This is a genomic window from Nostoc punctiforme PCC 73102, assembly GCF_000020025.1.
Classification (GTDB): Bacteria; Cyanobacteriota; Cyanobacteriia; order Cyanobacteriales; family Nostocaceae; genus Nostoc; species Nostoc punctiforme.
Genome location: NC_010628.1, coordinates 2,798,590 through 2,817,939, shown reverse-complemented (window position 1 = coordinate 2,817,939; position 19,350 = coordinate 2,798,590). Strand labels below are relative to the sequence as shown.

Genomic DNA, 19,350 nt, shown 5'->3' with positions numbered 1-19,350 from the left:
AATATATAAGAATATTAAAAAAATCCAAATAAAACTAGGACTTACGCAAAAACCCTCTAAAACTCTCATTCCTCCGTGACCTCTGCGCCCTCTGTGGTAGCCTGCGGCAAGCCACTTCTCTACGAGACGCTACGCGAACGTGTCTACGTTTTCCGTTACCCGTGCGTAAGCCCTAAAAACTTTTGTTTTGTTAAAAAAACAATGCAGTTGAATCGAAGTAATTTTCTCAGGTCTCTGATCCAGCCAGAGCAAGGAAAACCAGCAATATCCAACGGCTTGCGAGCTGCATTAGCGTTGGGAGTTCCGATGCTAATTGGGCAACTGATCAACCAAAGGGAAAGCGGATTATTTGTCGGTTTAATGGCTCACTTTGTCAACTTAGCAAATGTTGGTGGCCCTTACCAGATCAAAGCTAAGGCAATGGTGGCGGCTACTTTGGGAATGGCTGTTTCAGTATTTGTGGGTACTCTAGTCGCTAAAATTCAAGGATTATCTGTAGTACTTACATTTCTTTGGGGACTTGCTTCAGGTTTTGCGTCGATATATGGTAATGCTGGTGCAAATGTCGGTCTGGTTGTAGGGGTATCATTTATTTCGACGATCGCACAGCCAGGAAATCTGGAAGCCGCACTTATGCGATCGCTGCTATGTCTGATTGCAGGTGGATGGGCGATGTTACTTTCTTTAGTAATGTGGCCTTTTAGACCTTATGACCCACTAAAAATAGCTTTGGCTGATTGCTTCAGTGGAATCGCCAGATACATTCAGGCATTTCTCGGTAAGGTGGCAACACCTGAAAATATTCTCGAAATTAGACAGGCATTAGAGACAGCACGGACTACTTTAGGTACTGCACGGATTGGAAAGCCGGCTCGGAGTTGGATGGATGAGCAGTTATTGGTGCTAATTCAGGATGGCGATCGCTTGCTTGGCTCAGTTATTGCTTTAACAGAGTTACTAGAAACACACTTCCAACAACAGCAATATCACGCAGTTCAGCAATTAGTAGACGATGCACTCGAACAAATATCAGTCGTTTTGCAAGCCATAGCGAAAGTCATATCTCGCAAGCCTGCTAGCATCGATTTGGGAAATCTTAACCGCATTTATGAGGCACTAAAAGAACAAGAAAGTCTGCAAAGAAAAGCAATTGCTGGGAGTGAGACAGACTACACAACCCTCGTTGCTTTCACTAACCTGGTGCTGATGATAGAAAAACTGATCAAGCAGTTGCAATATACGGCTCAGACAGTTAAATCTCTGGTAGAACATAACAAGATAAGTCGCCGAGATATAGATAAACTTCTTGTAGTTGAAGATGAACAGCGATCGCTCTTAAGTTTACTCAAAGACAACCTCACCTTAGATTCAGCAATCTTTCGTCATGCTCTCCGCATTAGTGTAACTCTCACTGTAGGCGTAATCCTATACAGCATTACTAATTTACCAATGGGGTATTGGGTGACACTGACAAGCATCCTAGTCCTGAAACCGAACTTAGGTGCAACTTTCCAGAGGTTTTTTCAGCGAGTTGGCGGGACGATATTGGGAGCCGTGTTAGCAGCTGTTTTAGTTGCAACTATCACCAGTAAGTCTGTGTTAGACATCATCATTGTGTTGACAGTATTTTTTGGCATTTCCCTAATCACTGTCAACTATGGGTATTCGGTGATTTTCTTATCAATATTTGTCTTACTGATTATCGATATTGGTCATCCCATTGGTTGGCAATTTGCTGGCTTCCGCGTGTTGAATACATTTATTGGGGCGGGACTGGCTTTTGCAAGCCATTACTTTATATTGCCAAATCGGGAACGCGATCGCTTACCCAGCCAACTCGCCACTGCACTGCGAGAATGCCACAAATACTTTCGGGATGTGATGGCTGTTTACCAGGGGACAAAAGAGCGTGACTCCACCATTATCAGTCAACGGCGACAAACGGGATTGGCAATTGGCAATGCTCAAGCCTCATTTCAAGGATTGCTGCGCGAACCCCAAATGCCCAAAGAATTAGTAGAACCAGTAATGACGCTGTTGGTGTACATGGGACGTTTTACTAACTCCGTGACAGTTTTAGCAGTACATCTCGAACATTTTCGAGGAACAGTACCACTGCCGGAATTAGAAACTTTTGTCCGCCAAGTTTCGCTAATGTTAGAGCAGTTAGCTGATTCAGTACAACTGGAAATTACCCCACCGCCCTTACCTGGCTTGGAAGAAACGCTGCAAAAAATCCAACCGCACCTGCAAGCACTGCGTACAGCCCGAATACAAGAGTTAGCTGTCAATCAAGGACATACACCTGTTCGTCAAGCAGTCATTGATTACAGCATATTAGATTTGGAGATCAATCAGATTGTCCGTCGGTTGACTGCTATGCACTCAGCGATGGAACGGCTAATTTCCACGAAATAAAGCGCATTTTTTTATCAGCAAGTCCCGATTTTTCGCAAATCAAATAAGACTGCTGTAGGACTCATATTTGATTTCTGAAAAAATTCAGTACAACTCAAAGAGCCTTCTTGACTGTTGCCTATTGCCTCCTACACAAATAAGTTTATAAATCAAAGACGCTCGATAGCGCATCGTTAGCGACGCAGGAGCGTCTGACTCGCTACCGCTTCGCTATCGGATTGCTATATATTATTTTGTTCCTTGCTAATCTTTCAAAAATGGATTAATGGCAAAAATTTCATAATATTTGTTACTTGCCTTAAAGTTTTTAATTCTGGGATATCTGGTTTTAATTGTTCTGCTATCGCTAATTTTTGTTCAGCTTGTGCAGGTTGAAAGTTATATAAATAAACAACAGCTAAATAAAGATATATGTAAGGATTTTTAGCATCATATTTAGTTAATTCTATTAAATTTTGGATTAATTCTGGCACTTGGCGCTGTAAAACTTGTGATAAGACTAGAGTATAACGCCAATTTAAGTTATTTGGCTCTCTTTGCAGATGATAATTAGCCGCAAATCCAATCTGTTTTAAATAATCTTGAGTAGGATCGTATAGATTGAAATTATCTATCTGTGCAAATATATTATTTAATTTACCCTGTTGTAACTCTTGTGCTAGTTGTGAAGTTCGAGTAACTAAATCTAAAGGCGGGGATTTTTCTGCTGTTCCTACATCTGTCACATCTACAGTAATATCTGGAATACTTAAAGATGTGGCTTTGTTGGTTCTTCTATCTAAATATAGTGCTGATAATTTATATTTTCCTACTGGTAAAGTTTTAGGAATAAATGTGGCTAAGGATTCTTTCACCTGGAAAGTTCCTTTAGGATGACATTTGATACCACAGTATAAATTTCCCAAGCCAATGGCATGATCGTGATCCCAAGATGATTGACCATTTTGCCATTTTAATAGTAAAATACCATTTTGCAAATTATCCCATGAACCTGTTATTTGATATGTTACAGGGTTATTCTTATCTAAAATTAATTGTTGAGAAATCTCAACTTTTTCTAGCCTAATAACAGATTCACTATTGCTGATTTTTTGAACAACTACATAAGGATTCTTACGGTTATATAATCGAAGTTTATCTCCATTAGGTAATATCCAATCACCCTGTAATTTCAAATCAGTAGAAGATTTGACTAAAGAGTTTAATTTTCGTTTAATCTCTCCACTATTTCCTAGTTGGTTTGGTTCATTATCTCTAATGACATACCAAGAAAAATATTGTAAATCTTCCTCTGCCTGAGATAAATTATATGTGAATTTTCTGCCATATACGCGAAAATCTGCTAATGCGCCAAAATAATCTAAAGTAAACTCATTTACCTGAGATGTAGAAACGGGAATTACCCCTAAAGTTGATCTTAAATATATATTTTTTTCAATGATTTTATTTATTACTTGACCCAAAGGATATTCGTTGCCATCATTATTAGGAAAATGTTTACCACCCCATGCTTGAATTAGGGGTAATGGAAACAAATTATTGAGTAACAATATACTACTTAATACCAGAGTTGCTAATCTCAGCCTATCAAAATATATATTTTCAATTAGGTTAAATAAATCTGCCAATATTAAACTAATAATAGGAAAGCACGGCAGAATAAATCTAATGTCTTTATTTGTACCTAAAGTACAAATTATATAGCTACTTAGTAAGGTAGCTAATAACCAAATTCGAGCTGATTTATGAATAGATATGGGAGTTAAATCAATAGTAAATTTATATTTAATAAGATAAACCAATAAAATGCCAATACTCACAGATAATATTGGAAAACCAACGCTTTCTGGGATAATCTTTGGATAGAATAACCATCCAGCAATAGTTGTGGCAGAAGGATCGCCTTCCCCTTTTCCAACTTGGTTAGCGTTTAATGCCGATGTAATAATTGTTAACCAATTTAAGCTATACCAAAAACCACAAATTAACCAAGCTATCATCAAAGACAAGCAAGCTTGTATTAGCTTAATGAATTTACGTTTTATAATAAAACTAATTAATGTCCAAATACTAGGAACTAAAATAAAAATAAATCCTGTAGGTTTAGTCAACAATATTAAACCTATCCCTACGCCCAATATGAGAGTTAACCCCCATGATAAAAACCCAACATAACTATCTTTCCAAATTGTCAAAATTGTGAAAGTTACTATAACAATTGCTGTTAACCCATAATCTAATAAATAATCTGTTCTGATTATTCCTAAAATAGGAAATAATAAACAAAATACGCTGGCAGTTATGCTAGTTTTTCGGTTTTTAAATAAAAAGTTACCTAAATGATATACTGAAAGTATAATCATTGCAGTATATAATAAGTTGACCAAACTAGCCTGGTCATACCCACGCCCAAACAACATCAAGAATGGTACAGTGCAAATATATAAAAAAGGAGCGCGATAACTTGGAGTTAATTGCCACAGAGATAACCACCAATTTTCTGAGAAGATATTAAAGTTTTGAAAAATCCTATAATGATGTAATGCTGTCGTTAAATGTGCGCTTTGATCGTAGGATGGAATCGAATTATCTAATAAAAACCAAGTTCTATCTATAACTAATGCTATCAGCCAAATTATTAAAAGGATGATATAGTCTTTTCTACGCTGATAACGCACAAAATCATTCATATTTATTGCTCACTAATAAAGCTCAACTAATTATATATCTGTCATGGATCGCCGTTTCAATAAATATTATGTTCGCTTAACTACCTTCTTAAACTCTAAGAACTCTGCTCCTTGATCCTGGAAAGGATTAAGAGATGGGCTGCAATAGACTTTTTGCAGAAGTGGGGGAAAGGGGAAGAGGTACAGCATGGAATTTTCCTTTAACCTTTCATCTTTCCCTAATATCTTGCAAAAGTTACTTTTGCAAGATGTCTAATGATTGTGGGAATTATAACTGCTCTTTTACATATACTCACTGCCATGTGGCAATTTGTATGTTTTTTGTAAGACTTTTAGACCTGCTGTACTCTCTCGTATCTTTGTTCAAAAATCAAAATAGAAACGTGGGGTTTAAATAGATGAAAACCGCTGTAACCAATAAAGCGATCGCATGGTGGCGGATATGATCTTCAATAAAACTGGCGATGAAATAATAACTGTGGTCATAGCCTTCTTGGTAACGCAAGTTTAGCGGCTGCTTAACATCTGCACAAGCTTTCTCAAACACTTCCGGTAGTAATTGTTCAGCTAAAAATTTATCAGCAGTCCCTTGGTCAATGAGAATTGAACTGTGATATCCTACTTGTTTGACTAATTCACTAGCATCATAAGCGCGCCAACTTTCTTGATTTCTGCCAAGATAACCACCAAAAGCCTTTTGTCCCCAAGGACAACGCATAGGTGCAGTGATAGGTGCAAAGGCTGATACTGATTTGTAAAGTTCTGGGTTTCTCATTGCACAAACAAGCGCCCCGTGTCCCCCCATTGAATGACCGAAAATACCTTGTTTTTCAGGTTGGGTGGGGAAATTTGCGTTAATTAAAGAAGGTAGTTCGTGGACAACATAACTATACATTTGGTAGTTTTTACGCCAGGGTTCTTCTGTCGCATCAACATAAAAGCCTGCACCTGTACCAAAGTCCCAATCATCATCCTCGCCTGCAATGCCAGTATGACGCGGACTAGTATCTGGTGTAACCAGCATCAAGCCGTACTCAGCCGCAAACCGTTGCACTCCCCCCGCCTTCACCATAAAATTCTCTTCTGTACAGATCAACCCAGAGAGAAAATAGAGAATTGGCACAGGTTTATGAGTTGCTTGTGGTGGTTGATAAACAGCAAAATGCATTTCACCATTACACGTGGAGGAGAAATGACTGTAAAAGCCGAGTTTGCCACCAAAGCTTTTATATTCTGAAATGACGTTAACGTTAGGCATTGACTATATTCTCGAACTACCCGGTAATTAGCACTATATACCGCCGTAGACATCGCATTTCAATCAACCCTGTGACTAGGTAACTTGGCCCCGCACCTTTTACAAAACCCAGCATCTATGTCATGGAAAGCCAATCCACAGTTGGAACAAACCATTTCTACCTGATTAGCAGTTTTCACAACTTGCTTAATTAAATCCCCCACTTGCCAGGGAATCAGTGCAATTCCTGTAAAAATCATCAATACCGTTAGCAAACGTCCTAATTCAGAAATTGGAATAACATCGCCAAATCCCACAGTTGTCATTGTGACAACAGAGAAATAGAATGCATCCAAAAATGTACCGTAATTTTGAGGATTAACCGGATGCTCTACTTGATATATTAAGCCAGAATAAATAAAAACAATTGCAAATAATGTAAATAATATTCGCGTAAAGATCATGCCATCTTCGGTGCTGATAGTAGCGAATAAAAACTTTCTATCTATAAACCTGATTAATCGTAAAATCCGAAACCATCGCAGTAGTCGGATAAAGCTAATATCCACCATCCCTAGAAAGAATGGCAAAATTGCCATTAAGTCAATAATCGAATAAAAGCTAAAAACATACTGAATTTTGTTTTCTGCACTCCACAAACGGAGTAAATATTCCACCGCGAATATGATGACGATCGCAGTATCGACTAGATGTAATTGAAATCGCACATAATCAGGAATGTTATAAGTTTCTGCGACAAAAATTCCTGATGATAGTAGTACCAAAGCGGCAAGTGTTAAATTAATCGCCTTACCTATTGGTGTTTCTAGGTCTTTTAAGTAGAATTCTGTTTCTTGTCTGCTCAATAACATATTCGACTATTAACTAATCTTAATTCCCATTTATAGCATCATAAATACGATATTATTAATCACTATCCTTATATTAACCTCACTTTCTATGATTCCAGAATATTTTATGCGTTTAGCTTTGGCGCAAGCAAAAGAAGGAGATACGCCTTACGGTGCTGTGATTGTTAAAGATAATGAAGTTGTTGCCGTAGCTCATAATACTGTCAGCAGAGACAACGATCCATCAGCCCATGCTGAAATCAACGTTATTCGTAGTTTAACAGCTAAACTTAAAAACCATTTTTTAGAAGGTTATAGTATATATACAACTTGCGAACCTTGTCCAATGTGTGCAACTGCTTGTGTTTGGAGTGGTTTATCAGAAATTGTATATGGTGCTTCAATTCAAGACTTAATCTCGATAAATCAATCACAAATTAATTTATCTTGCGAAGAGGTAATCGCTAAATCATTTAGAAACATCAAAGTCACCAAAGGCATTTTAAAAAATGAATGTTTGGAGTTATTTAAATAAACTACAACACATTTAACTTTTTCATTAGGTTAAGTGCAAATCATTGTAGCGACCGTCTTGAAAGTGGCTACGGGCATTGGTTGGAATATTTTTGTCCCCAACATCGTTATCTGTGAGGTTGTATATAAGCGGCTTCAGCCCCCTTGCTTTATCAAGGTTGGTTTTGTGCAGCTTCACTCACATGTAAATAGTATAAGTAACCGCAATATTGCAGATTTAGGTAAACGATCGCGGAAATTCATTTGAAATCAAATCCTCTAGCTTGCTTGTAACTTGGGCTTTAAATAAGCAAAGCTGATGAGTTCCATCAGGTTTACAAAAGTGAGATAGTTGATTAAAAAATGTAAAGCATTGTAAAGTGTATTCACAGGCAAAGACAAACGAGCCTGATTCATAAATCACTAACCGCACTTATAAAACAATGACAACAACCTTACAACAGCGCTCAAGCGCCAACGTATGGGATCGATTCTGTGAGTGGATCACCAGCACCAACAACCGCATCTACATCGGCTGGTTCGGCGTAGTCATGATCCCAACCCTGCTAGCCGCCACCGCTTGCTTCGTAATCGCCTTCATCGCTGCACCTCCCGTTGACATCGACGGTATCCGCGAACCAGTTGCAGGTTCCTTAATCTACGGAAACAACATCATCTCTGGTGCAGTAGTACCTTCCTCCAACGCCATCGGCTTGCACTTCTACCCAATTTGGGAAGCAGCATCCTTAGATGAGTGGTTGTACAACGGCGGTCCTTACCAATTGGTAATTTTCCACTTCTTGATTGGCGTATTCTGCTACTTAGGTCGTGAATGGGAACTATCCTACCGCTTAGGTATGCGTCCTTGGATTGCGATCGCATATTCTGCACCTGTTGCAGCAGCAACCGCAGTATTCTTGGTATACCCCATCGGACAAGGTTCTTTCTCTGATGGTATGCCTTTAGGTATCTCAGGAACATTCAACTTCATGATCGTGTTCCAAGCAGAACACAACATCTTGATGCACCCCTTCCACCAACTAGGTGTAGCTGGTGTATTCGGCGGAAGCTTGTTCTCTGCAATGCACGGATCTCTTGTAACATCTTCACTAGTTCGTGAAACCACCGAAACCGAGTCCCTTAACTACGGTTACAAATTCGGTCAAGAAGAAGAAACCTACAATATCGTTGCAGCTCACGGCTACTTCGGTCGTCTAATCTTCCAATACGCTTCCTTCAACAACAGCCGTTCACTGCACTTCTTCCTCGCAGCATGGCCTGTAATCGGCATCTGGTTCACCGCCTTGGGTGTAAGCACAATGGCGTTCAACTTGAACGGTTTCAACTTCAACCAATCAATCATTGACTCTGAAGGTCGTGTGATTGCAACTTGGGCGGATGTAATCAACCGCGCTAACCTCGGTATGGAAGTAATGCACGAGCGTAACGCTCACAACTTCCCTCTAGATTTGGCATCTGCACAATCTGCTCCTGTTGCTCTTTCTGCTCCTGCTATCAACGGTTAATTCTCAAACATTAACTCTATTAGCTAAATAATAAAGCGCTCTCCCAGCTCGGGAGGGCGCTTTTTAGTTTAAGTTAGCAATAGATAAGGTATTTACTCGATACCTGTCTAAAAATTACGGGAGTTCATCGGGGAATACTAAAAGCTGAAACCTCAAGAATTCAGCAGTATGGCTAGTACCCAAGTCAGTATGAGCGGATATCACATTAGCGAACAACTTTACAACGGTTCAAGAACCCTGGTTTATCGCGGATATAAAAAGACTGACCAACAGCCTGTAGTCATCAAGCTGCTGAAAAACCCTTATCCCAGCTTCACTGAACTGTTGTCGTTTTGCAATCAGTACACCATTGCCAAAAATCTTAACTTCCCTGGGATCATTCAAACCTACAGCTTGGAAACTTACCAGAATGGTTATGCATTGGTAATGGAAGACTTTGGGGGAATTTCTCTGAAGCAATTGGGAACTGTGCCAACTCTCATGGAATTTTTGCCCTTAGCGATCGCCCTGTGCAATATATTAGATATTCTCATTCGTCATCGCATTATTCACAAAGATATTAAACCTGCCAATATTCTCATTAATCCAGAAACTCGCGATGTCAAACTGATTGACTTTAGTATTGCATCTCTGCTGCCACGGGAAACCCAAACCCTAAAGAATCCCAATGTATTGGAAGGAACACTCGCTTATTTGTCGCCAGAACAAACCGGACGGATGAATCGCGGCATAGATTACCGGTCTGATTTCTATTCTCTAGGCGTAACTTTTTACGAGTTACTAACGGGACAATTACCGTTCCAATCAAACGATCCGATGGAGTTAGTACATTGCCATATTGCCAAACTACCGCCACCCCTAGAAGGCAGAAGGCAGAAGGCAGAAGGCAGAAGGCAGGAGGCACAAGGCAGAAGGGAGGAAATTCCCCAGGTACTCTGTGATATCGTTATGAAATTGATGGCGAAAAATGCCGAAAACCGCTATCAGAGTGCATTTGGGCTGAAATATGATTTAGAAACTTGTTTGCATCAACTCCAGCAAACGGGCAAAATTGAAAGTTTCTCGATTGGGCAACGAGATGTTAGCGATCGCTTCATTATCCCTGAAAAGCTCTACGGTCGGGAAGAAGAGGTGAAAACTTTGCTAGAAGCATTTGACCGCGTTACTAATCATCAAACGGAACTGATGTTAGTCGCAGGGTTTTCTGGTATTGGTAAAACGGCGATTATTAACGAAGTTCATAAGCCGATTGCCGAACAGCGGGGTTACTTCATCAAAGGCAAGTTTGATCAATTTAATCGTAATATTCCTTTTTCTGCCTTTGTACAGACGTTTCGAGATTTAGTAGGGCAATTGCTGAGTGAGAATGATACCCAATTATCAGCTTGGAAAAACAAAATTTTAGCAGCACTGGGTGATAATGGGCAAATCATTATTGAGGTGATTCCAGAACTAGAACAAATTATTGGTCAACAACTACCTGCGCCCAATTTATCTGGAACTGCGGCACAAAATCGCTTTAATTTACTATTTCAGAAGTTTATTCAAGTATTTACGACCAAAGAACATCCCCTAGTGATTTTCTTAGATGATTTGCAGTGGGCAGATTCAGCTTCTTTGAAGTTAATGCAGTTGCTGATGGATGATTTAGAGGGAGGATATTTATTATTAATTGGAGCTTACCGCGATAATGAGGTTTTTGCTGCTCATCCTTTGATGTTGACAATAGAAGAGATTGCTAAAGCCAAAGTCACAATTAACATTATTACACTAGCACCGTTGAGTGCAGCAAGTTTAAATCAACTAGTTACCGATACCCTCAGTTGTTCGCCAGAAGCCGCACAAATATTAACTCAACTGGTATATCAAAAGACCGCAGGTAATCCATTTTTTAGTACACAATTTATCAAAGCACTGCATGAAGATGGGCTGATCCAGTTTGATTTTGCTCGGGGAAATTGGCAGTATGACATTTCGGAAGTGAAAGCGTTAGCTCTCACGGATGATGTTGTTGAATTCATGGCATTGCAGTTGCAAAAGTTGCCAACAGCAACGCAGGAAGTCTTGAAATTAGCGGCGTGCATTGGTAACGAATTTGACTTAGCAACCTTAGCGATCGCGCGAGGTGCAAGCTCTAAGAATGTATCTGAAACGTCAGAAGCCGAAACCGCAACAGCCTTATGGAAAGCTTTACAAGAGGGGTTAATCTTACCTCAAACTGAAGTTTATAAGTTCTATGTGGGTGAGGAAAGTCAAACAATTGCAGGGCAAAGCTCACAAGCAGTTACTTATAAATTTTTGCATGATCGCGTCCAACAAGCGGCTTATTTTCTAATACCTGAAGATGAGAAACAGACTACTCACTTAAAACTTGGACAGTTACTGTTAAATAATATTTCTGCGGACGAGCGACAAGAGAAAATTTTTCAAATTGTTAATCAATTAAACATGGGGTTGGAGTTAATTACTCAACAGAACGAACGCAATCAACTAGCTCAGTTAAATCTAGTAGCTGGACGAAAAGCTAAGGCTTCCACTGCCTATACTGCTGCGGTTCAATATTTTATGCTAGGAATAGAACTGCTAGCAGCAGATAGCTGGCAAAATCAGTATCTTCTAATGCTGGCGCTGTATGAAGAAGCCGCAGAAGCAGAATACTTAAATACCCACTTTGAACAAGCTATAACTCTAACAGACCTGATATTGCAGCAAACCACGCATCTGTTGCACAGAATTAAAAGCTATGAGCTAAAAGTTCAAGTTTATATTGCCCAAGATCGGCAAGTTCAAGCTATTGAAACAGGGTTAAAAGCACTAGAACAGTTAAAAATTTCGTTGAGATTACCTGGTGTAGAGCAGGAAAATTATTTACAGCAACTACCAGAGTTGACAAGTTTAGCCAATATTCCAGAGATGATCGATCCTGAATCTCTGGCTGCACTCCGGTTGCTGATTAGCATTACTCCTCCTGTTCATCATGTCAAACCAGATATGTTTCCGTCAGTAGCGCTGACAATGCTCCAGCTTTGTCTTGAGCAGGGACATTCATCCTTGGCTGCTTATGTTTATGGAATTTATGGCTTATTTCTGTGTGCTGTAATCAAAGATGTAGATACAGCTTATCACTCAGGTCAAATATCTCTAAACCTCTTAAAGCAATATCATGCCAAAGAACACAGTTCCAAAATTTATATGCTCTTTGGTGTTTTTATCTGTGCTTGTAAGGAGCATGGTCGAAATACACTCACATTTTTACAAGAAAGTATGCAGTGTGGACTAGAGGTCGGAGACATCGAATACACTAGCTATTCAATAATGGCTGAGTCTGCACATTTATTCCTAATTGGAGAACCTCTAGATTCTGTTGAGAAAAAGCAAACACAATATATCGATCTACTTTTAAACTTTAAACAAAAGCATTGTGTTGATTATGCCAAGATTTGGAAGCAACTCACTTTAAACTTTCTTGGACAAGCCTCCGATCGGTTTCACCTAACTGGTACTGATTTTAATGAAACGGAAATGCTACTGCATTTTCATAGCACCCATAATCATCAGTCACTATTTGCAACCTATGTAGCCAAAACAGTTATCCTTTATGCCTTTGAAAAGTATGAACAGGCTGTAATCTGTGCAGAGCAGGCTACTGAGTTTGTAGATGGAGCCTTTGGTTTACTACTTGTTACTGGACATAACTTTTACTACTCTTTGTCCTTACTTGCATTATGTTCAGCTTGTCTAGAGGAGGCAGATTGTAACCAGTCGGAACGTTGGCTCAACCAGGTATTTACCAACCAAAAACTTATGCGCGACTGGGCTGATAATGCTCCTGCTAATTACCAGCACAAGTATGATTTAGTTGAGGCAGAGACAGCGCGGGTGATGGGAGATACGCTCAAAGCAATGGAGTATTACGATCGCGCCATTGCGGGTGCTAAAGAAAATGGCTACCTTAACGAAGAAGCACTGAGCAATGAGTTGGCAGCCAAATTCTACCTCAATTGGGGCGGAGAAAAGGTGGCTCAAGCCTACATCCAAGAAGCCTACTACTGCTACTCTCGTTGGGATGCCAAAGCTAAAATCGATGACTTGGAAACACGTTATCCGCAATTACTACAACATATTCTGCAACAAAAGCAATTCACTTTCCAGCCCTTAGAAACCCTCGCGATACCTGCCCGCACGATTCATCAACCGACGCAAACATCTAGCTCCAGCAGTACTTCTATCTCTGAAGCCTTGGATTTTGCCACTATCTTCAAAGCCTCCCAGAGCCTGTCTAGCGAGATTCAATTAGACAAATTGCTGATTAGCTTGCTCAATGCAATCATGACCAATGCTGGAGCTAGCAAATGTGTGCTGATCTTGATCCAGGATAATGACTTGCGAGTAGAAGCGATCGCTCAACTAGGACAAGAACCCAGCGTTGGGCCAGGATTGCCAATCGATCGGAGTTTTGATATTCCTCTCAGTCTGATTTACCTTGTCAAACGGAGTCTAAAATCCCATGTCATCGCTGATGCTAGTACAGAGGCGACTTTGGTAAATGATTTATACATCAGAAAGCAGCAGCCCAAAAGCCTACTATGTAATCCCATTGTGCATCAAGGTAAACTGCTGGGAATTTTGTATCTGGAAAATAACCTAGCTACAGAAGCGTTTACACCAGACCGTTTAGAAATTGTTAAGCTTCTATCATCCCAAGCTGCCATTTCGCTCGAAAATGCTAATCTCTACAATACTCTCGAACAGAAAGTTAGCGATCGCACTCAACAACTTTCTCAAGCTCTAGAAGAACTCAAAACTACTCAAGATCAGCTCGTAGAATCCAAAAAAATGGCTGCTTTAGGTAGCCTTGTCGCAGGGGTTGCTCATGAAGTCAACACCCCTGTTGGAACTAGCATCACATTGGTATCAACCCTGATTGATAAAACTACCGCTCTCATGGCGACAGTTGAGCAGGGGAAGCTGAAACGGTCTGATTTGACCAACTACCTAAACATTGCTAAAGAATGCGGAGACATTATTTTGACAAACCTTAATAATGCCGCAGAATTGGTGCAAAGTTTCAAACAGGTTGCTGTCGATCAAACCAACTTGGAGCAACGCACTATTAAGGTTAAAGTCTATCTGGAAGAAACACTTTTTAGTTTGGCACCAAATTTAAGACAAACACTACATACGGTGACTGTGACGGGTGATGATACTGTAACCATCAGCAGTTATCCAGGAGCATTGGCACAAGTTGTCACCAATTTGGTAATGAACTCCCTCATGCACGCATATCAGCCCGGAGAAGCTGGGCAGATGTACTTTCAGGTCTTGCAGCAAGGCGATCGGGCGATCGTTCAATACAGTGATGATGGCTGTGGTATCCCTGAAGAGCATCTAAGCCGCATTTTTGAACCTTTCTTCACCACCGCCAGACATCGCGGTGGAACAGGGTTAGGACTGCATATTGTCTATAATCTAGTCACCCAAAAATTGCAAGGAAGAATCAATGTGCAAAGCGAAGTGGAGAAGGGAACTCTATTTATAGTAACCCTTCCACTTGAACCACAGGTTACTCCATAAACGCCAAAATTAGGGATGAGAGGATCGAGTATGTCGAGCGAAAATCAAAGGGTTTCCAACTCAGCAACTGACGCTCTTTTCGTCTTTGCGGACAACAATGATGCGTTTATCTTTGCAGATGACGATGGTAGACAACCAAGCAATGAAGATGATATTACTTCCCAAGCGGTTCCAAACTCTCCACCAGCGCCTGTAGCAGTTTGGAAAGTCTTGATCGTGGATGATGATGTATTAGTCCATCGAGCCACGACCCTAGTTCTGGAAGATTGCACCTTTGAGAGTAAACCACTGATGTTTTTCCATGCTTACTCTGGTACAGAAGCGAAGTCTTTAATCCAGGCACATCCAGATACAGCATTAATTTTGCTGGATGTCGTTATGGAAACACATGATGCTGGATTACAGGTGGTTCAGTATATTAGAGCAGAATTGCACAACCACAAAGTACGAATTGTTTTACGTACAGGTCAGCCTGGAGAAGCGCCGGAAGCCTCAGTTATTCTGGGCTACGATATTAACGACTATCGCCTGAAGACAGAACTGACACGACAAAAACTGATTACAGTGGTGATTTCTTCCCTCCGTTCCTACAGTAATATCCTCACAATAGAAAACCAAAATTCTAAATTAACTCTAGCCTTAGACCATCTTCAAAAAACTCAAGCTCAACTGATTCAAGCTGAAAAAATGTCGTCTTTAGGGCAAATGGTTGCAGGAGTTGCTCACGAAATAAACAATCCTGCCAACTTTATTTATGGCAACTTGTTTCATACTGAAACTTATGTGCAGGCTCTGTTAAAACTCATCAAAACCTATCAACAACATTATCCCGCTCCAGTGAAGGCGATCCAAACTACAACAGAGTCTATTGATTTACCGTTTTTGATGGAAGATTTACCTAAACTATTCAACTCAATGCAAGCTGGAGCTGAACGTATTAAACATATTGTGGACTCACTGCGTAACTTCTCCCGCCTAGATGAAGCGGGAATTAAACCAGTAGATATTCACTCCGGCATTGATAGCACTCTGTTAATTTTACAGCACCGACTTCAAGCTAATGATAATCATCCAAAAATTACAGTAATTAAAGAATATGGTCAACTGCCTTTGGTCAAATGCTATGCCAGTGACCTCAATCAGGTATTTATGAATATTTTAAGTAATGCAATTGATGCTTTGGAAATGGGGACACAACGACCGGCTCAGTGCATCGCTGGCGACGGGGAAATCACAAGTGAGATATTTTCCCAATGTCCGCTCCCCATAATTCACATTCGCACTGAAATTCACGATGCTAATAAGGTACTGATTCGTATTGCTGACAATGGTCCAGGCATGAATGAGTCGACACTAAACAGCATATTCAATCCTTTTTTCACCACTAAACCTATAGGCAGTGGTACAGGTTTAGGATTATCGACTAGTTACTCGATTGTGGTGCAACAGCATGGAGGCAATTTAAGCTGCTCTTCCATGCCAGGTAAGGGTACAGAGTTTGTCATCGATATTTCAATACAAGACCCAGTGAAGGTTAAAATCTAATTTATAGAGATGTGTATTATCCCTCTCCTAAGAAACAAGGCAGGAGGCAGAAGGCAGAAGGGAAGAGGATTTGACTTGTTTCTTCCATCCATAACGGAAGCGAGCGCGTCCGTAAACAGCTTCTGTCACTTTCCGAGTATTCTTAATAAAAGGATTAAAAGAAAAAACTCTCTTCAGGTAAGCCAGGGCAATGGATGTAGAATTACAAATCCTGAAACATTTAGCTAGAGATGCCCACCCAACAGTTGCGATGGCGTAACCGCCCGCTGGAAGCGATCGTAGATGAATATTGTGCAGAGTATCAAGATTTATTTAAAGAGGTGAGAAATTATGAATGCTTCAAATATTTGCACTTAGGAATAATCTCGCCAATAAAAATAAAATCATTACCAGAAATAGCTAAGTTGTGAGTATAACTCAGCGAGCGTCATTACACCATTTCTTAGCCAATTCAAATTGGTCAATAAATGAATTAAAAATCCGAAGATTAAATCAAATCAAGAGAGCATTAAGTGCCCTGACCTGGGTTGACGGATGAATACAGTCTCCTAAACGGGATAATGGCAGCAACCATTTCACCAATGTCATAACCGTCTCAACCCTACAACCAAGCTTCTGTACGGGCGACAAAGCATCATTGGGGGATCGGTCTTAACTGTCAGGACACAATAAAAGTGTAATTTTTGGTGCATCTTAATTTTGTTTCTTCCATCCATAACGGAAGCGATAGCGTCTGTTAACAGCTTCTGTGATGCTAGAAGAACTTTTATTAAATTGCTTGAAATACAAAGGTGGCTCCCGCTTTTTGAGCGCTCCACCACAGGGCTGATTGAGAATGCTTTCACTGTTCTCTTGTTTGACAAGAGAACAGCTTTAGCTCTCGCTAGAAATTACATGGGGCTTCATAAATTCAATGCCCCGGTTACTGTATAAGTGGTTCGGTATGTAGAAGATATACAGCTTGCATGGTGGCTTCTTCCGAAAAAGAATGGATTATTTACAGAAAATTCATAAATCGCACTACGCATCTGGAGTTAACTTCATACCTAGTCAGCGTTGAAAAGAGTGAACTGTGCAGTCATTTTTGTAGTATCCATGTCTTTTCTTTTTTGGGTAAGAAACCATTGCACTTTGTTTCTTACTGCATATATATTCTAAAGGTGCCTGCGATCGCTCAATTGTTACAATCAGAACTTACGCAGAAAAACTGTTTGTCGAGACTGGGTATAAGATTATAAGAGTTTTTTTACCTACACCCCTTGTCCAAAGCCTTGATTTTGCTCATTGCTTCAGTGAATAACAGTTTCGAATTTTATATTTTGGTTCAAAATTATGTGTAGCAAATCGAACTAAACCATAATGCGCTCTTGGTTAAACAGTACACTTCGCATTCGCTTAGTACTTCTCGTCCTTTTAGCTGTTGTTCCAGCACTAGGATTAATTCTGTACACTGCTTCCGAACAACGGCGTACCGCTACAGTAGAGGCACGAGAACAGACACTACGGCTGGCGAGATTGGCGGCTAATAACCAAAAACAGGTTGTAGAAGGAACCCGTCAACTGCTGATGATATTGGCACAGCTGCCAGTTGTCCGTCAGGGTAATTCAGCAGAGTGCAATCAATTGTTGACCGATATCCTGAAACAACACTCAGCTTACGCTAATTTTGCCGTACTTGATGGTCAAGGAAACGTGATTTGTACTGGGATTGCCTACTCTGGCTCTGTGAATCTCAGAGACCGCAGTTATTTCCAACGTGCTTTGCAAACTCGGAAATTTGTGGTTGGTGATTATCAAATAGATCGCGTCACTAAAAAAGCTACCCTGAATTTCGCTTACCCAATTTTAGACAAAGCAGGGCGAGTGCAAACTGTGGTTGTAGCTGCACTTGATTTAGCTCAGTTAAATCAGTTGGCGGCGCAAATAAAAATGCCTCAAGGCTCGGTGCTGAGTTTGGTTGACAAGAAAGGAACACTTTTAGTCCGCTATCCCAATACGCAAAATTGGGTAGGTAAATCTATATCGCCGGATGCTTTCGCCAGAATGAAAATCGCTCAGGTTGAGGGGATCGATGAAGTGACTAGCCTTGATGGTGTGCCGCGAATCTTTGCCTTTATTCCTTTGGGCGATAATCCAGTCAAGCCGGATGGATATATCAGGATTGGTATTCCCAAGTCTGAAGTTTTTGCTAATGCTGATAGTTTATTATTCAGAAACTTAATTAGTTTAGGTGCAGTTACTTTTTTAGCGATCGCAGCTGCTTGGGTAGGTGGAGATGTATTTTTTCTCAACCAGATACAATCTTTAGTGCAAACAGCCAAGACCTTGGGTAGTGGTCAACTCAACACTCGTACTGGACTTGCTCATATATCGGGAGAACTTAGTCAACTGGCGCAAGCGATTGACAAAATGGCCGCAGCACTAGAAGCACGGGAAATCGCGATCGCTTCTCTGAGCCAAAATATGCAAACTTTATTTGAGTTAATTCCTATTGGCATTCTGATCGCGGAAGATATGGAATTTAAGGAGGTAAAATCTAACCCAGCATTTGCTGAGATTTTAGGTATCTTGCCTGAAGTTAATGTTTCCTCTACTCCCGTTAATGCTCCGCCTCCATCTTACAAAATTTTGCGGCAGGGAAAGGAACTCTCACCAGAAGAATATCCGCTACGTTATGCAGCCATTCATAATACAGAAGTCAAAGGCACAGAAGTTGATATCGTTCGCGGTAATGGCACTATATTTAATTTATTTGGTTATGCTGCTCCCCTACTTGATGAACAGGATAATCCTAGAGGATCGGTAGCTGCATTTTTGAATATTACTGAACGCAAGCAGGCAGAAGAATGCACACGTAAGTTGATGAGCCAGGTGCAACATCAAGCCAATATCTTAAATGCGATTCTCTCTGCCTCAGTAGATCATATTTATATTTTTGATCGGCATGGTCATTATCAGTATGTCAGTGAAGGTGGGGCTGCGGTTTAGGTTATCAG

At 40.4% G+C, this 19,350-nt stretch carries 10 protein-coding genes and 1 pseudogene; 7 read left to right on the top strand and 4 right to left on the bottom strand.

Annotation, left to right across the window (positions count from 1 at the left end):
* Positions 1–201 precede the first annotated feature (201 nt).
* Entirely contained in the window at positions 202–2,418 is a 2,217-nt protein-coding gene (locus tag NPUN_RS11445) for an FUSC family protein (protein WP_012408864.1), read from the top strand.
* A 251-nt stretch (positions 2,419–2,669) separates the two neighbouring features.
* On the opposite strand, the gene NPUN_RS11440 is transcribed toward NPUN_RS11445, so the two are convergent.
* From NPUN_RS11440 to NPUN_RS11430, 3 genes are all read right to left on the bottom strand, one after another.
* Positions 2,670–5,108 (bottom strand): hypothetical protein, encoded by a 2,439-nt coding sequence (locus tag NPUN_RS11440; protein WP_012408863.1) that lies wholly within the window; start codon positions 5,106–5,108, stop codon positions 2,670–2,672.
* Between the two features lie 370 nt (positions 5,109–5,478).
* Positions 5,479–6,366: an S-formylglutathione hydrolase gene (fghA, locus tag NPUN_RS11435; protein WP_012408862.1), complete on the bottom strand. Its 888-nt coding sequence runs from the start codon at positions 6,364–6,366 to the stop codon at positions 5,479–5,481.
* Positions 6,367–6,425: 59 nt separating this feature from the next.
* Complete coding sequence (locus NPUN_RS11430; protein ID WP_012408861.1) at positions 6,426–7,217, bottom strand: ion transporter; 792 nt, start codon at positions 7,215–7,217, stop codon at positions 6,426–6,428.
* Between the two features lie 88 nt (positions 7,218–7,305).
* Here NPUN_RS11430 and NPUN_RS11425 point away from each other — a divergent pair, with 88 nt between their 5' ends.
* A complete protein-coding gene (locus tag NPUN_RS11425) occupies positions 7,306–7,731 on the top strand; it encodes a nucleoside deaminase (protein ID WP_012408860.1) in 426 nt (141 codons plus the stop codon).
* Positions 7,732–7,988: 257 nt separating this feature from the next.
* Here NPUN_RS11425 and NPUN_RS41745 read toward each other — a convergent pair whose 3' ends face one another.
* The gene (locus NPUN_RS41745; RefSeq protein WP_167315607.1) at positions 7,989–8,126 is read right to left on the bottom strand and encodes a hypothetical protein; all 138 of its coding nucleotides are present in this window, start codon (positions 8,124–8,126) and stop codon (positions 7,989–7,991) included.
* A gap of 26 nt (positions 8,127–8,152) precedes the next feature.
* Here NPUN_RS41745 and psbA point away from each other — a divergent pair, with 26 nt between their 5' ends.
* From psbA to NPUN_RS43190, 5 genes and pseudogenes are all read left to right on the top strand, one after another.
* A complete protein-coding gene (gene psbA / locus NPUN_RS11420; protein WP_012408859.1) occupies positions 8,153–9,235 on the top strand; it encodes a photosystem II q(b) protein in 1,083 nt (360 codons plus the stop codon).
* Positions 9,236–9,403: 168 nt separating this feature from the next.
* Positions 9,404–14,809 carry a trifunctional serine/threonine-protein kinase/ATP-binding protein/sensor histidine kinase gene (locus tag NPUN_RS11415; protein WP_012408858.1) on the top strand — a complete coding sequence of 1,802 codons (5,406 nt, stop codon included), beginning with the start codon at positions 9,404–9,406 and terminating at the stop codon, positions 14,807–14,809.
* Between the two features lie 30 nt (positions 14,810–14,839).
* Positions 14,840–16,354: a hybrid sensor histidine kinase/response regulator gene (locus NPUN_RS11410; RefSeq protein WP_012408857.1), complete on the top strand. Its 1,515-nt coding sequence runs from the start codon at positions 14,840–14,842 to the stop codon at positions 16,352–16,354.
* A 190-nt stretch (positions 16,355–16,544) separates the two neighbouring features.
* Positions 16,545–16,868 (top strand): annotated as a pseudogene (locus NPUN_RS40640) (IS701 family transposase); the annotation flags it as partial.
* A gap of 845 nt (positions 16,869–17,713) precedes the next feature.
* Entirely contained in the window at positions 17,714–19,342 is a 1,629-nt protein-coding gene (locus NPUN_RS43190; RefSeq protein WP_012408856.1) for a PAS domain-containing sensor histidine kinase, read from the top strand.
* The last annotated feature ends 8 nt before the right edge of the window (positions 19,343–19,350 follow it).

Coding starts and splice junctions, on each gene's coding strand:
- NPUN_RS11445 (WP_012408864.1), top strand. CDS start 202: ATGCAGTTGAATCGAAGTAATTTTCTCAGGTCTCTGATCCAGCCAGAG.
- NPUN_RS11440 (WP_012408863.1), bottom strand. CDS start 5,108: ATGAATGATTTTGTGCGTTATCAGCGTAGAAAAGACTATATCATCCTT.
- fghA (WP_012408862.1), bottom strand. CDS start 6,366: ATGCCTAACGTTAACGTCATTTCAGAATATAAAAGCTTTGGTGGCAAA.
- NPUN_RS11430 (WP_012408861.1), bottom strand. CDS start 7,217: ATGTTATTGAGCAGACAAGAAACAGAATTCTACTTAAAAGACCTAGAA.
- NPUN_RS11425 (WP_012408860.1), top strand. CDS start 7,306: ATGATTCCAGAATATTTTATGCGTTTAGCTTTGGCGCAAGCAAAAGAA.
- NPUN_RS41745 (WP_167315607.1), bottom strand. CDS start 8,126: ATGAATCAGGCTCGTTTGTCTTTGCCTGTGAATACACTTTACAATGCT.
- psbA (WP_012408859.1), top strand. CDS start 8,153: ATGACAACAACCTTACAACAGCGCTCAAGCGCCAACGTATGGGATCGA.
- NPUN_RS11415 (WP_012408858.1), top strand. CDS start 9,404: ATGGCTAGTACCCAAGTCAGTATGAGCGGATATCACATTAGCGAACAA.
- NPUN_RS11410 (WP_012408857.1), top strand. CDS start 14,840: ATGTCGAGCGAAAATCAAAGGGTTTCCAACTCAGCAACTGACGCTCTT.
- NPUN_RS43190 (WP_012408856.1), top strand. CDS start 17,714: ATGCGCTCTTGGTTAAACAGTACACTTCGCATTCGCTTAGTACTTCTC.